A 13,922-nucleotide genomic window follows, 5' to 3' on the forward strand; every position below is an offset into this window, starting at 1 on the left:
CGATTTATGCTTATGCCGGGTTACCTTGTGTAACCTGGCTTTTTCACATAAAAAACGTCACAATTCTGAAACTTTAGTCTTTTCCCCGCTCAATTCGTCTCAAAGATCTCACAAAACGTCCCAAAGCCCATTCTGCTGATTTACATCAATTCTTTACCGCCTTATTACTCTCTCCAGGGGCATCCCTTCTCACAGCAATGTTAGTTTTGCCAGCATCCGGCAACTTTTACGGGAATGCCCCATCGCTATACGATCAGTTTTATAAAAACGAGCTCTCTGGCTGTACCGCAGTCAAACAAAGGCCAACAAACAGGTAACACACAATGTCATCGCTCATTGTAGATAAGTGCTATTACACACAGCTGGCATTGCATTCGCTATTGCAATTAAACGGACAACATCCGAAAGATATTCTTTCGCTTAAGGACATCGACGAACTGCAAGCGACATGCAATTCCCTGACGCCTGAAATCATCTTCGTGAATGAAGATTGCTTTACGTCTGATGCGCAATCAGGTCACGTTCTGCGGGAGGTGATCGACGCGCATCCCGGTACGCTTTTTTTTGTTTTCATTTCCAAGGAAAACCTGAATTATCAGAACTATGTGCCGATCCGTAAAAACATCATTATTTTGTCAAAATCCATCCGGACAGCCACTATTTATCAGTTGATTGCCCATAACCTGCTGCTGGCGCGCTCGGCAGAAACGGAACAACCGCTGGATCTCACGCCGGTCAGCCTGAGCCGGACTGAATCCAGTATTCTGAAAATGTGGATGTCGGGGCTGAACACGCAAATCATTTCTCAGCACCTGAATATCAAGCAAAAAACGGTGGCGTCACACAAAGGCAATATCAAGCGCAAAGTAAAAACTCAGAATAAACAGGCTATTTATCATGTTGTTAAACTCACCGATATTCTGACATCCGGGATGTTTGTCGGGCGTACTCAGCCACTGCGCCCGGACCGCGAAACGGATGAATTCACCATTCCGTTCGGCTGATTTCTCCGCCACCTGCCGCCCGCCAGCAACATTCTTGCCTTACTGTGAACCTGATGGTTGGGAACCCGACTGAAACACGCTAAACTTCGCAGTCGGAACCCTTATCAGTCATGCCGCAATCAGGCGGGGCTGGCTTTAATTTGCCGCAGCGCCTGCCCTTCGCAGACAGCGCGCGGCCCGCAGAGAAAGAGGCTCAAAACAACGTGGCTCAATACGTATATTCCATGCATCGCCTCGGCAAAGTTGTTCCGCCGAAGCGTCATATTCTTAAGAACATCTCCCTGAGTTTCTTCCCTGGCGCCAAAATCGGTGTTCTGGGTCTGAACGGTTCAGGTAAATCCACGCTGCTGCGCATCATGGCCGGTATCGATACTGACATCGAAGGTGAAGCACGTCCGCAGCCAGATCTGAAAATCGGTTATCTGCCGCAGGAACCGCAACTGAACATGGAACACACCGTGCGTGAGTCCGTGGAAGAAGCCGTTTCTGAAGTCGTTGGCGCGTTAAAACGTCTCGATGAAGTGTATGCGCTGTACGCCGAACCGGACGCTGATTTCGACAAACTGGCGGCCGAACAGGGCAAGCTGGAAGAAATCATTCAGGCACATGATGGCCATAACCTGAACAGCCAGCTCGAACGTGCCGCCGATGCACTGCGTCTGCCGGACTGGGATGCGAAAGTGGCAAACCTGTCCGGTGGCGAACGCCGCCGTGTGGCACTTTGCCGCCTGCTGCTCGAAAAGCCGGACATGCTGCTGCTCGACGAACCGACCAACCACCTGGATGCCGAATCCGTGGCATGGCTGGAACGCTTCCTGCATGACTTCGAAGGCACCGTTGTGGCGATTACCCATGACCGTTACTTCCTCGATAACGTGGCAGGCTGGATCCTGGAACTTGACCGCGGTGAAGGTATTCCGTGGGAAGGTAACTACTCCACCTGGCTGGAACAAAAAGATGCACGTCTGGCGCAGGAAGCATCTTCTGAAGCGGCCCGTCGTAAGTCTATTGAGAAAGAGCTGGAGTGGGTTCGTCAGGGCGCGAAAGGCCGTCAGTCTAAAGGCAAGGCACGTCTGGCACGCTTTGAAGAGCTGAACAACACCGAATACCAGAAACGTAACGAAACCAACGAACTGTTCATTCCACCGGGTCCGCGCCTGGGCGACAAAGTTGTCGACGTGAAAAACCTGAGCAAGTCTTACGGTGATCGCGTTCTGATAGACGACCTGTCCTTCTCCGTCCCGAAAGGCGCAATCGTCGGCATTATCGGCCCGAATGGTGCCGGTAAATCCACGCTGTTCCGTATGATGTCAGGTCAGGAAGAAGCGAACGGCGGCACCATCGAGCTGGGTGACACCGTGAAACTGGCCTCTGTGGATCAGTTCCGTGATTCCATGGATAACAGCAAAACCGTATGGGAAGAAGTGTCCGGTGGTCAGGACATCATGCGCATCGGCACCACTGAAATGCCAAGCCGCGCCTATGTGGGCCGCTTCAACTTCAAAGGTGTTGATCAGGGCAAACGCGTTGGCGAGTTGTCCGGTGGTGAACGTGGTCGTCTGCATCTGGCAAAACTGCTGCAGGTTGGCGGTAACATGTTGCTGCTCGATGAACCGACCAATGACCTCGACATCGAAACCCTGCGCGCGCTGGAAAACGCCTTGCTGGAGTTCCCTGGCTGCGCGATGGTCATTTCCCATGACCGCTGGTTCCTCGACCGTATCGCGACGCACATCCTCGATTATCAGGATGAAGGTAAAGTCGAATTCTTCGAAGGTAACTTCACCGAATACGAAGAATACAAAAAACGTACTTTAGGTGCCGAAGCGTTAGAGCCGAAGCGCATCAAGTACAAAAAGATGATCAAGTAATCGTCTTTCGCCTGAATATAAGGCCCGGAAACGGGCCTTTTTTATGCCTTCAATTCACTGAAATCTAGCCTGCCAGCGCCTCGCTGTAACTCTTCGCAAAGCCATATTCTTCCAGCATAAACTCAATAAAACAGGCCAGTGCCGGAGAATTCAGTTTTCGTCCCGGATAGACCAGATACAGATCATTCCCTTCCGCTTCCCATTCCGGTAACACGCGCACCAGTGTGCCTTTCGCCACTTCGTCATGGCATAAAAATGCCGGTAACAGCGTGATACCTGCGCCTGCCAGCGCGCATTCCCGCGCATACAACAAATTGTCGGTGGTATGCGCCGCAGGCAGCAGCCAGCGGTGCCAGGTGTCGCCGCGATGTAGCACCCATTCCGACCACGCCCGGTGCGCGATACAGTGATGCGACGCCAGTTGCTGCGGCGAATCCAGCGACGGATGCTGCGCCAGATACGCCGGTGAAGCCAGCAGGTAACGCGGGCTGTGCCCCAGTTCGCGGCCAATCAGCGAGGAATCCTGTGGTTTACCCGTACGCAGCGCGATATCAAACCCTTCCTGCACCAGATCGACCAGCGCATCGGAAACGGAGACTTCCAGCGACACATCGGGATAACGCTTCTGAAACTCAACGTTCATGCGCGCCAGCAACGTCGCGCCGAGTCCCGCCGGACTGGTGATCCGCAGCCGTCCGCTCGGGTTATCGCGTAAACGGCGGATCGCCAGTTCTGCCCGTTCGCTGGCCTGCATCATCTCCTGACAGTGGATCAGGTAGCGTTCACCGGCGAACGTCAGATTAAGCTGTCGCGTCGTGCGGTTCAGCAACCGCAGGCCGACGGATTTCTCCAGTTGGCTGATGCGATGACTGACACTCGATTTGGGCAATCCTGCGCGGCTTGCGGCCTGTGTGAAGCTGCCACACTCCGCCACCAGCGCAAACAATGCCATATCCTGCAACTGTTTAAACATGATTGTTCACCTCAGACGAACACTTTGTTAGTTATTGTCCATCTTATCAGCTTCCCGCCGGAGGACTAGACTGTCTGTATACCTAACGGAGAGAGAGAACATGACAATCAAAGCTATTGCCGTAAACCCGAAAGATCCGGCCCATTTTATTGCTGTTGAATTGCCACAACCCGTCGCGAAGGATTACGACCTGCTGGTGGAAGTGAAAGCCGTGTCGATCAATCCGGTCGATACCAAAGTGCATAAAGGCGTGCAGAAAAGCGGTCTGGACGCGCCAAAAGTGCTGGGCTGGGATGCCAGCGGCATCGTCAAATCCGTCGGCAGCGCAGTGAAAAACTTCAAAGCCGGTGATGAAGTCTGGTATGCCGGGGATATCACCCGCTCCGGCAGCAACGCGACAGAACAACTGATCGACTCACGTATTGTGTCCGTCAAACCGCAAAGCCTGAACTGGGCTGAAGCCGCTGCCATGCCGCTAACCACGCTGACCGCCTGGGAAGCACTGTTCGAGCACCTGAAAATCCAGGACGCGTCTGCCGATAAAACCCTGCTGATCATCGGCGGGGCCGGTGGCGTGGGTTCGCTTGCGATCCCGTTCGCGTCACTGCGCAGCAAAGTGAAAGTTATTGCCACCGCTTCGCGTCCGGAATCCGCACAATGGTGTCTGGATCGCGGTGCGGATCTGACCGTGAACTATAAAGATCTGAAAGGTGAACTGGCCAAACACGACATCAGACAGGTGGATTTCATTCTGTGCCTGAATGACACCGACGGTCACTGGGAAGCGATCTCTGATCTGATCGCACCGATGGGCCACATCTGTACCATCGTTGAAAATGAACATCCGCTGGATATGAATAAACTGAAGCTGAAAAGTGCCGCACTGCACTGGGAACTGATGTACACCCGCAGCATGTTTACTACGCCGGATATTGCCGAACAGGGCGAAATTCTTAAGCAGGTCGCGGCGCTGGTTGATGAAGGCAAAGTACAAACCACACTGAGTGAAACCCTTTCTGGCCTGACAGTGGAAAGCATCGAAGCCGCCCACGCCAAAGTGCTCGACGGCCATATGCAAGGTAAAGTCGTCGTCGCCTTCTAAGCACAATGCCGCTTTAAAAGAAAAGCCCCGTCACTTTCATGGCGGGGCTTTTTCATTCACGTATGTCCCCTATTCGCCATCGTCCACTTTTTGCCATTTGGCATCGGGGTCAAACGCGGTGATCGCTTTTGCCGCAGCGTCGGTATGCTCGCCTAAATCCTGCTGATATACCTCGCCCTGCTGATTGATCATAAAACTGGTCACGCCGGTATGGCCGTAAACCGCCGGCCAGGCGATCAGCGCAAAACCTTTGGTCATCTTGCCATTTTCGATGTAACTGTACGCTCCGCCGCTGGCGTTTGCGCCTTGCGCGGTGAGGATGCGGTAAAAGTAGCCGTGATAATCCGATCCCGGCTGATCATTGCCAAAGGCCGGACCTAACGGGCTGGGCGCTTCGCCCTGTTTCACCGGCCAGTACAGGCCGTCATGCTGGCCTTCCGTGCTGATAAAGCGCTGAGCATATTGCCCGGCAATCTGCTGATATTCGTGCTGCGCATCGGCGTAAGCGGAAACCGCCTGAATGGCGGAAAGCTCATTGCGGCCGATAGCACGGGTTTCGATTTCGGCGGCACCGGCGGCCATATCAAATGACCAGCCCTGCGCCGTGTGTTTCATCGGGATCGGCAACTGCCAGTTTTCCGGCCCGACATTCAGGTGTGCGGTGTCGCCGTGTTCTGCGATTTTATGGCTGATATGCCAGTCACGCAGAAAACGCGCCACCTCGTCCGGATCCACCTCTTTTGGCGGCAGATACACCTGCCAGTTATTCCCGAGAAGCTTTTGCATAGACGCATCATCGTGCGCTTCAATGGCTTTTACCAGTGCCTGCGCGGCAAGTTCCGGGGTGGTGAATGTCTGCTGTGCGAAACCGGTTAAAGGCAGCAACATCAGACCTGTGGAAATTAAAAAATTACGCAATCTCTTCATGACTTTTCCTCGTCAGTCTAGCGACGGTGCAAATGAGCTGGCTCTGTATTGGCAGGGCGTGACTGCTGGAAGTTCCGCATATGCTCGCGGCTCTGATTACCCCGCGATTGCTGCTGTTGCCACGACGGCCCGCGGCTGGAGTTACCGCTGAATGCCGTGCTGCGTGATGCATTAAGATTCTGCCGCTGATGCTGGTTGATTTGCTGTACTGGCTGGCGCTTAGCATTGTGTTGAGACAGTGGCTGGTGCTGCGGCACCTGGCGACTGGCCGGATTATGCATACCGGCAGCCGGTGCTGAATGCGGCAGGTTTCGCTGCTGGGTATGCGCCTGCTGCAGCGTATTCTGATGCTGATTCATCACCGATGCCGCCTGTTGACGGCGCTGATCCAGATTTTGATTCTGCACACCGCCGTTGTTACGCCCGACCGCGTTGTTGTCGAAACCACGATAGTTATTACGCTGCGCCGCCTTGCTCAGCACCTGGTTTTGTGTCGCACCGTTCAGGTTTGCGCCGTGATTTGGCAGCCCTGCGTTGTAGGTCGGATTGTGCTGCCAGCCCGTGGTATTCGCATTTCCAGCAGGGTTGATCCCATTATTGTTGCCCGAGATACGGTTGTAGTTGTTGACGTTCACGTTGACATAATTGTTCTGCGAACCACCGTGATGATCATAATCATCGTGATGATGATCATCATCGTCCCAGTCAATACTACCGAAAATGGCATAAGTCGCTGCCACACCGACACCAAACCCGATGCCAGACGCCACACCGTTAACAAACTGCTGTCCCGGAGGAGGTGGCAGATACACCGGCGGATAGGCTGGTGTCGGCCATGCGCCATACACCACATTCGGGTTGTAGCTCGGTACGTAAACAACCTGAGGATCCGCTGGCTCAATCACGATGGTTTGCTGCGCAGGCGCACTTTTCACCACTGTGGTTGAGCTGCTTTGTGCCGCCGGTTTGGGTTTGACTGTCACGGTCTGCTGCGGCGTGCTTTTCAGTGCCCCGCTGCTTTGTGCCACCTGACGGAATTTCTGCACGGTATTCATCACGTCGTCCGGTTGTGCCAGAAACGCGTTACCCAGATTCTGCACCCATGCCGGATCTTCTCCCATCAGCGCCAGCAATTGCGGGAAAGCCACCAGCGATTTCACACTCGGATCCCACGGCTCATTCGCCACCTGAGCGACGGCAGCGTCGCCCTGGTTTTGCGGATGGTCGCGTGACCATTGTACTGCCTGAATCACGTTAGTGGGATAAGTCGATGCCATGAGTACCTGTGAAAGCAGGCTGTCAGGATAAAGCGCAACAGGAGCCACCCACTGGTCGAGCTGAGCTTGTGTAAATGCCGCAGGTGCAACGGGTGCAGGAACCGGGGCTGCTGGCGGAGGAACGGCGGCTGATGCAGGCGGAGGCGCAGTCTGCGCCGTGGTTTCGGCCTGACTGCTGACCGGAAGCCAGCCTTGTATAAACATCACACTGGCCAGAGCAAATGCCCCTGCGCCGCACAATACTGCGATACCCCAGGGCTTGAATGATAAATTCATTCGGATCACCTTAGAAAGCCTCAGCGGGAATGAGAGGCAGATTGAATGAGTATAATCGGATAAATAAAACTCAACGGCCGCCACTGTATTTTTATTTCATGTCAGGGATTTACACATAAAATGCGCAATAAAAAGCCTTAAAAAAAGCACACATACAATCCAATGAATAATAAGGATATTTAATTTTACAGTGTTACAAACTGAATTAATAAAATGACCAGAAAAGATAATCAGATCAATTAATTAATAATTGTGAGAGATAGATAATATATAAAATATTCATAGTGTGAATAATAAAAAAGCGCGTATTCCGAAGAACACACGCTTTCTTATTGCTGCTTGTTGATCAGCTCACAGGCGGCTCATTCAGCCGGCTGGTATCTGCTGCCAGCATATTCTGCACCAGCTCCACACATTCGAGAAAACGCTGGTCATAATCCGATGATTCAACGTGAACATAATCGACGTTGTTCTGTTTCAGCATGTCGATCAGCAGGTTCTGGAAAGACATCCGGTCAGACGTACTTCCCAGACTGCGCAGGCCATCAGCGACCCACGGTGTATTGTTTTCAAGCAAGATAACCAGATCAAACCGGTATTCATCCATCAGCGCCTGCACGAACGGATGCTCACGCCCTTCATATTTTTTGCAGAAGGCCTGCGTGGTCAGAAAATCGGTATCAATAAACGCCACTTTATTGGCATATTTCACCGCGAAATCAATGTACTGCGCCTGACCGAGCGCGATTTTATCGTAATCTGAATATTGCAGCGCCATTTCGTCGCCACCAAGATGCGAGAAAACATAATCGCGGCCATATTCCCAGGCGCTGGTAGTGTTGAAGATATTAGCTAACTTGTTGACCAGCGTGGATTTTCCGCTGGATTCGCCACCTAAAATCGCCACGGTACGCACGAAGAACGGCTTCACTTCTGTCGGAATATAATCCCAGTAACGGAACGGATCCTGACGGATCTGGCGGCCACTGATATTCATAAAGGAACGTTTCGGGTCGATCAGCACCGTTTCAATCCCCAGATGTTCACGGTACTGCGGCGCATCAGCTTCTTCGCTGGAATAAATGGTATTGGGTTCAATGCCTTTCTGGCTCATGAACTCTTTAATGCCACGTCCCCAGACGTCCCAGCCGTGCGGATACGGCTCCATCCCCTCTTCGTTAAAGGCATGAATGCGGATGTTTTTCTGGTATTTGAAGGTCTGTAATAACCAGCGCAGGCGGTCGCTGACTGTAGGCTGCTGAGACATCGAACTGTTCTCAAACAGCTCGCGGTCACGCGGTTCGTCATAGCCCATGATGATATGCAGTTCATCAACCTGGCTGCAGGCACGCTGGATCAGATAGATATGGCCGGTGTGCAGCGGATAAAACTTACCGAACACCACGCCGATATTCTTCTCGCGACGGGGAAACTCAAGATCCAGGAAGCGGTGCAACGCCTCGAGCTTTTGGGCGCTGGGACTTTTTATCTTTGCATTCAACAACTGGCTGAGATAACCCTTGGTCATCCCGCTGGCTTCGGCCACCTGTTGCAGCGTGCGTCCCTGTTGTTTTATCGCGGTTTTTAGATAGTCGAACTGTGACATGCCTTGTCCTCAGGTTTTTTTTACTAAACAAAAAATAGCACAAAGGCACTGAGCTGCGACAGCGGTTAACCGTTACAAATCGTCGAGGATCGCCAGCGCATCAGCCAGTTTTTTGACGCCAAACACCTGCATACCGGCGGGCACTTTTTTTGGCACGTTGGCGTGCGGCACAATGGCGCGTTTAAAACCGTGCTTCGCCGCTTCGGTGATCCGCTCCTGACCGCTCGGTACCGGGCGAATTTCCCCCGCCAGCCCGACTTCGCCGAACACCACTAAATCCTGCGGCAGCGGACGGTCACGCAGGCTGGACACCAGCGACATCAGCAGCGCCAGGTCAGCACTGGTTTCGGTGACTTTCACGCCGCCGACCACGTTAACAAACACATCCTGATCCGCCATCTGCAAGCCGCCATGACGGTGCAGCACGGCCAGTAATATCGCCAGACGATTTTGCTCAAGACCGACCGCCACACGACGCGGATTGCCCATCATCGACTGATCGACCAGCGCCTGAACCTCAACCAGCAACGGACGCGTCCCTTCCCACAGCACCATCACCGAACTGCCGGAGGTGATTTCATCGCCACGGCTGAGGAAAATCGCCGACGGATTGCTGACTTCACGCAATCCCTGCTCGGTCATGGCAAATACGCCCAGTTCGTTCACGGCACCAAAGCGGTTTTTGTGGCTGCGCAGCGTACGGAAACGCGAATCAGCATCGCCGTCGAGCAGCACGGAACAGTCGATACAGTGCTCGAGCACTTTCGGCCCCGCCAGTGAACCGTCTTTAGTGACATGGCCGACCATGACGATCGCCACGCCGCGCGTTTTAGCGAAACGGGTGAGGTAAGCCGCCGTTTCACGCACCTGCGCAACCGTCCCCGGCGACGACTGGATATCCGCCATGTGCATCACCTGAATGGAGTCGATCACCATCAGTTTCGGCTGTTCTTTATCCGCTATTTCGCAAATTTGCTCGATGCTGGTTTCCGACAACATATTCATGTTAGCCGTCGGCAGACCCAGACGGTGTGCACGCATCGCCACCTGCTGCAAAGATTCTTCCCCGGTGACGTACAGGGTTTTCATGTTTTCGCTGAGATGACACAGAATTTGCAGCAGCAGCGTACTTTTACCTGCGCCGGGGTTACCACCAATCAGAATCGCACTGCCCGGCACTACGCCGCCGCCTAATACACGGTCAAACTCTTTAAAACCGGTGCTGAAACGCGGAAGTTCATCAAGGCTGATATCAGAAAGTTTCTGTACGCGGCTGACGCCCGCATCACCGGCGTAACCGGTCAGACGTTCATTACGCGCTACGGTCGGAGAAGCGGCCAAACGGATTTCAGTAATGCTGTTCCAGGCCTGACAGGCACTACACTGCCCTTGCCAGCGCGGATAGTCTGCGCCACATTCATTACACACAAATGCACGTTTTGCTGCTTTTGCCACAACTTACCTCTTTGTATTGATTAAGACTGACTACCACTTAAAATGCAGAGAACGCCAAGAAGATCGGCATGACGGATGCATACTGCGGCCTGTTCGTAGACTTTCGGTTTGGCGTGATAAGCAATGCCCATGCCCGCTACCGCCATCATTTTCAGGTCATTCGCGCCGTCACCGATGGCGACGGTTTGCTCATGGGAAATACCCAGTTTTTCCGCCAGTTTCAGCAGGGTATCTGCTTTATATTGCGCATCGACGATTGGCCCGATCACACGGCCGGTCAGTTTACCTTCACGGATTTCCAGCTCGTTCGCGGCCACGTCGACCAGATTCAGCTGATCACGCAGGTATTCGGCATAATACGTAAAACCACCGGAAGCAATCGCCACATGCCAGCCCGCTTCCTGCAGACGCTGAACCATGACGGTCAGGCCCGGCATCAGCGGCAGGGTTTCACGCACCTGCTGGAGAATGCTGGCATCCGCATCTTTCAGTGTCGCGACGCGCTGACGCAGACTCGCGGCGAAATCCAGCTCGCCGCGCATGGCGCGTTCAGTGACTTCAGCCACCTGCTCACCGACGCCAGCCAGTTTGGCAATTTCATCGATGCATTCAATCTCAATCGCGGTAGAATCCATGTCCATAACCAGCAGGCCCGGTGCACGCAGATACGGCACTTTCCCCAGCTGAGCAACATCAAATTCAAAGGATTCGGCGAGAAGCTGTACATCAGCGGTAAGTGAACCGGCCAGACGCACAACTTGATAACCTTCGACTGCCCAGGCGCTCACAATCACCAAAGCGCGGCCTAACCGGCGCTGGAACAGCGTAATACTCTTCTTATCGAGTTTTCTTCCATAAAGGAGCCATCCGGTATGCCCCGCCCGGTAATCCAGCGGCATGACTTCGTCACCGCTCAGTGAAAGGGGAAGTCCCGGCCATTTGTGGATCTCCGCAGGAAGATCGCAATAGGTCAGACTGTTTGGCATGATGGCTCCTGTAGGGCGTTATGGCATTAAGAAAAACAAATATCACGATTTACCCAAAATCATTCAGTTGACTCAAGGCAGCAACTGAATGCACCTCCGGGAACTGACACGGGTCAGTGACCGGTATAAATGAAAGCAGCAGCTTGAAGGATGCCGGGTAAAAACTGGCATCAAGCTACCTTATCGTAGCGGCTTCTGGCAACATAAAGTCATCGAAATACGCAAGGAAACAGAATGGCCAAGGCCAAACTTAAATTTCGCCTGCACAGAGCAGCTATCGTATTGATAAGTCTGGCATTATTAGTCATCCTGATGCAAGGCGCATCCTATTTCAGTCTGGGACACCAACTGGCCCGTTCAACGCAGGTGGAACAGCTTGCTCAGACGCTCGCCAGACAGGTGGCGTTTTCCCTCGCGCCACTGATGGACAGCGACAATGATGGCGCTGATATCGCACAAATTTCCACTATTTTGAGTCAGCTTACCGATAGCAGTCGCATTCTTGACGCCAGTGTTTATGAGTCCGACGGTTCTCTGGTGGCGCATGCCGGTGAACAGGTGCCGGTTCGCGACCGTTTGTCGCTGGATGGCAAACGTGCGGGCAGCTACTTCAATCATCAGATTGTGGTGCCGATCGAAGATAAAAACGGTCCGAGCGGATTTTTACGCATTACGCTGGATACGCACGTGCTGGCGACAGAATCCAAACAGGTGGATAACACCACCAACCTGCTGCGTCTGATGATGCTCGCCGCGCTGGGCGTCGGTATTATTCTGGCCCGCACCCTGTTGCAAGGCCGCCGTTCGCGCTGGCAGCAATCTCCGTTCCTGCTGACCGCCAGCAAGCCGGTGAAAGAAGATGATGAACAGGAAGAAGAGCCGGATGAATTCGGCCCGCCGCCGGTGCTGAACATTCCCGAGCCGGAATCTGAGGTCGCGCCGGCAAAACCTGCCACCGAAGCGCAAACGAAAGAAGCCGCACAAGCCGCTTACCGCAGCCTGAAACGCAGCAGACCGAAGTGATTCAGGCCAGCCGCTGAATAATTGATGTTAACCCTTCCACCTGCGCCAGCATTCCGCTGGCCAGTTGGCGGAATTCAGGACTGATTGCCATATCGCTTTCTACCTTCCGCCAGAACTCACCCGCCCAATCCTGTGCATTCAACCACTTTTCTTTAGACACTAAAGGGTCGGGCGTTAAGGGTAAGGTTTCACGACGCATGGTACCGGCGTTGGTCGGTGCAAAAGCCATCGGCAGCATGTCATACACAGGCGATATCGAAAGAGCCTGCTTTAAAGGGTCAATGGCAGGATCGATAAATGACAGATTTCCCTGATGCATATCGCTGTTGGCGATCAGTTTTCCGAAGGCATAAATCTGCTCAATTTTGTCGACTGTAGCGGCTGTAATGACCTTGCTTTGGCGTAACCGCTGCGCGGTCAAAAACCAGTTGCTGTTTCCTCCGCCAAACTCAGCAGAGACGGCCTCAAGGGAAACCAGCCCGCGACGCCCGCGCTCACCTGTCCGGTCAAATCTTTCGACCTCAAGGAAAACCTCGCCCTTTCTGCCGGTAAAAATTTCGGCTGTTGCCGCCGGAATGCCGGCCTCCCGCAAAACGTTTAACGCATGAGCTTCAGAGCGCAGTAAATCGCCCCACCGGGAGGCGTTTTCATTGACAGCCGGAGGCGAAAATTTAACTAAAACCTGAGAGGCGTCCCGGCCTGCATGTTCTGCATAGCAGCTGAATTTAGGCTGCTCGCCTCCCGCAGATGATCCGACTTCCTCCCCTGCCAGACTTCTCTGTGCCAGCCGTTCATACACCTGAATTTTGTCTTCACGGGGAACGGGAATATCTTCAGGTTTATGAAACCATCGTTGATAGGCCATTTCTCCAATGACAAAATTCCCGACCGTTTCATCCCCCGCTCTTGCGAGAGCCACCAGCGTCTGAGATTCGGTCCACCTTTTAATGTCATCCGGAAAATGCAGGGCAGCGTTAATATCACGTCCCCACGCCCGACCTAAAAAACCCTGAGGCCGCATATCGGTGATAAACCACGGCAGACCGTCGTAAATCAGCGACTGGCCGCTGACAACTTCCACTGCACAACTTTCACCCGGCCAGATGGAATATAGCGTCCCGACCTTTTCGGCATTTCCTGCCTCATTAATTTGGTAAAGCGGGAAGCTCCATTGGCCTTCCAGCGGACGCGGCAGAATATAACGGGTCGAGCGGCTTTGCCCGATTTTGACGATCTCAGGAATTTTAGTCAGCCGCCTTGAGAGCGTTGACTGGGTGATGTGCAGTTGCTCCGTGATCTCTTTTGCCGTCAGACTGCCCTGACGCAGTAAATCTACAAGTTCAGACATGAGCGGCTCAGTGATGAATAGGAAAATGCATAGCTAATAGCATAGATAAAAAATTAAAATAAATCGATATATCC

11 protein-coding genes are annotated in these 13,922 nt (G+C 53.3%); 4 read left to right on the forward strand and 7 right to left on the reverse strand.

From position 1 onward, the window contains the following. Nucleotides 1–323: 323 nt before the first annotated feature. On the forward strand, nucleotides 324–1,004 hold the full coding sequence (gene rcsA, locus EX31_RS03995; protein WP_037033474.1) for a transcriptional regulator RcsA: 681 nt from the start codon (nucleotides 324–326) through the stop codon (nucleotides 1,002–1,004). 203 nt (nucleotides 1,005–1,207) lie between these two features. Further along, nucleotides 1,208–2,875, forward strand: a complete 1,668-nt coding sequence (ettA, locus tag EX31_RS04000) for an energy-dependent translational throttle protein EttA (protein ID WP_015690481.1) — start codon at nucleotides 1,208–1,210, stop codon at nucleotides 2,873–2,875. Nucleotides 2,876–2,939: 64 nt separating this feature from the next. Here ettA and EX31_RS04005 read toward each other — a convergent pair whose 3' ends face one another. After that, nucleotides 2,940–3,848: a LysR family transcriptional regulator gene (locus tag EX31_RS04005; RefSeq protein WP_013577089.1), complete on the reverse strand. Its 909-nt coding sequence runs from the start codon at nucleotides 3,846–3,848 to the stop codon at nucleotides 2,940–2,942. A gap of 100 nt (nucleotides 3,849–3,948) precedes the next feature. Between EX31_RS04005 and EX31_RS04010 the strand changes: the two genes are divergently transcribed. After that, nucleotides 3,949–4,950, forward strand: a complete 1,002-nt coding sequence (locus EX31_RS04010) for a zinc-binding alcohol dehydrogenase family protein (protein ID WP_037033476.1) — start codon at nucleotides 3,949–3,951, stop codon at nucleotides 4,948–4,950. Nucleotides 4,951–5,019: 69 nt separating this feature from the next. On the opposite strand, the gene EX31_RS04015 is transcribed toward EX31_RS04010, so the two are convergent. From EX31_RS04015 to serB, 5 genes are all read right to left on the reverse strand, one after another. Further along, a complete protein-coding gene (locus EX31_RS04015) occupies nucleotides 5,020–5,877 on the reverse strand; it encodes a DUF2950 domain-containing protein (RefSeq protein WP_037033477.1) in 858 nt (285 codons plus the stop codon). A 17-nt stretch (nucleotides 5,878–5,894) separates the two neighbouring features. Then, complete coding sequence (locus tag EX31_RS04020) at nucleotides 5,895–7,430, reverse strand: DUF3300 domain-containing protein (RefSeq protein WP_037033479.1); 1,536 nt, start codon at nucleotides 7,428–7,430, stop codon at nucleotides 5,895–5,897. 346 nt (nucleotides 7,431–7,776) lie between these two features. Further along, a complete protein-coding gene (gene nadR, locus EX31_RS04025; protein WP_013577093.1) occupies nucleotides 7,777–9,036 on the reverse strand; it encodes a multifunctional transcriptional regulator/nicotinamide-nucleotide adenylyltransferase/ribosylnicotinamide kinase NadR in 1,260 nt (419 codons plus the stop codon). Between the two features lie 72 nt (nucleotides 9,037–9,108). Continuing rightward, on the reverse strand, nucleotides 9,109–10,491 hold the full coding sequence (gene radA / locus EX31_RS04030; protein ID WP_013577094.1) for a DNA repair protein RadA: 1,383 nt from the start codon (nucleotides 10,489–10,491) through the stop codon (nucleotides 9,109–9,111). A 20-nt stretch (nucleotides 10,492–10,511) separates the two neighbouring features. Next, on the reverse strand, nucleotides 10,512–11,477 hold the full coding sequence (gene serB / locus EX31_RS04035) for a phosphoserine phosphatase (protein ID WP_037033481.1): 966 nt from the start codon (nucleotides 11,475–11,477) through the stop codon (nucleotides 10,512–10,514). Between the two features lie 234 nt (nucleotides 11,478–11,711). Here serB and EX31_RS04040 point away from each other — a divergent pair, with 234 nt between their 5' ends. Beyond that, on the forward strand, nucleotides 11,712–12,500 hold the full coding sequence (locus tag EX31_RS04040; RefSeq protein WP_013577096.1) for a YtjB family periplasmic protein: 789 nt from the start codon (nucleotides 11,712–11,714) through the stop codon (nucleotides 12,498–12,500). Nucleotide 12,501: 1 nt separating this feature from the next. On the opposite strand, the gene yjjJ is transcribed toward EX31_RS04040, so the two are convergent. Then, on the reverse strand, nucleotides 12,502–13,848 hold the full coding sequence (gene yjjJ / locus EX31_RS04045) for a type II toxin-antitoxin system HipA family toxin YjjJ (protein WP_037033484.1): 1,347 nt from the start codon (nucleotides 13,846–13,848) through the stop codon (nucleotides 12,502–12,504). Nucleotides 13,849–13,922 lie beyond the last annotated feature (74 nt).

Origin of the sequence: Rahnella sp. WP5 (assembly GCF_000745615.1) — a bacterium.
In the GTDB taxonomy this organism is placed as follows: domain Bacteria; phylum Pseudomonadota; class Gammaproteobacteria; order Enterobacterales; family Enterobacteriaceae; genus Rahnella; species Rahnella aceris.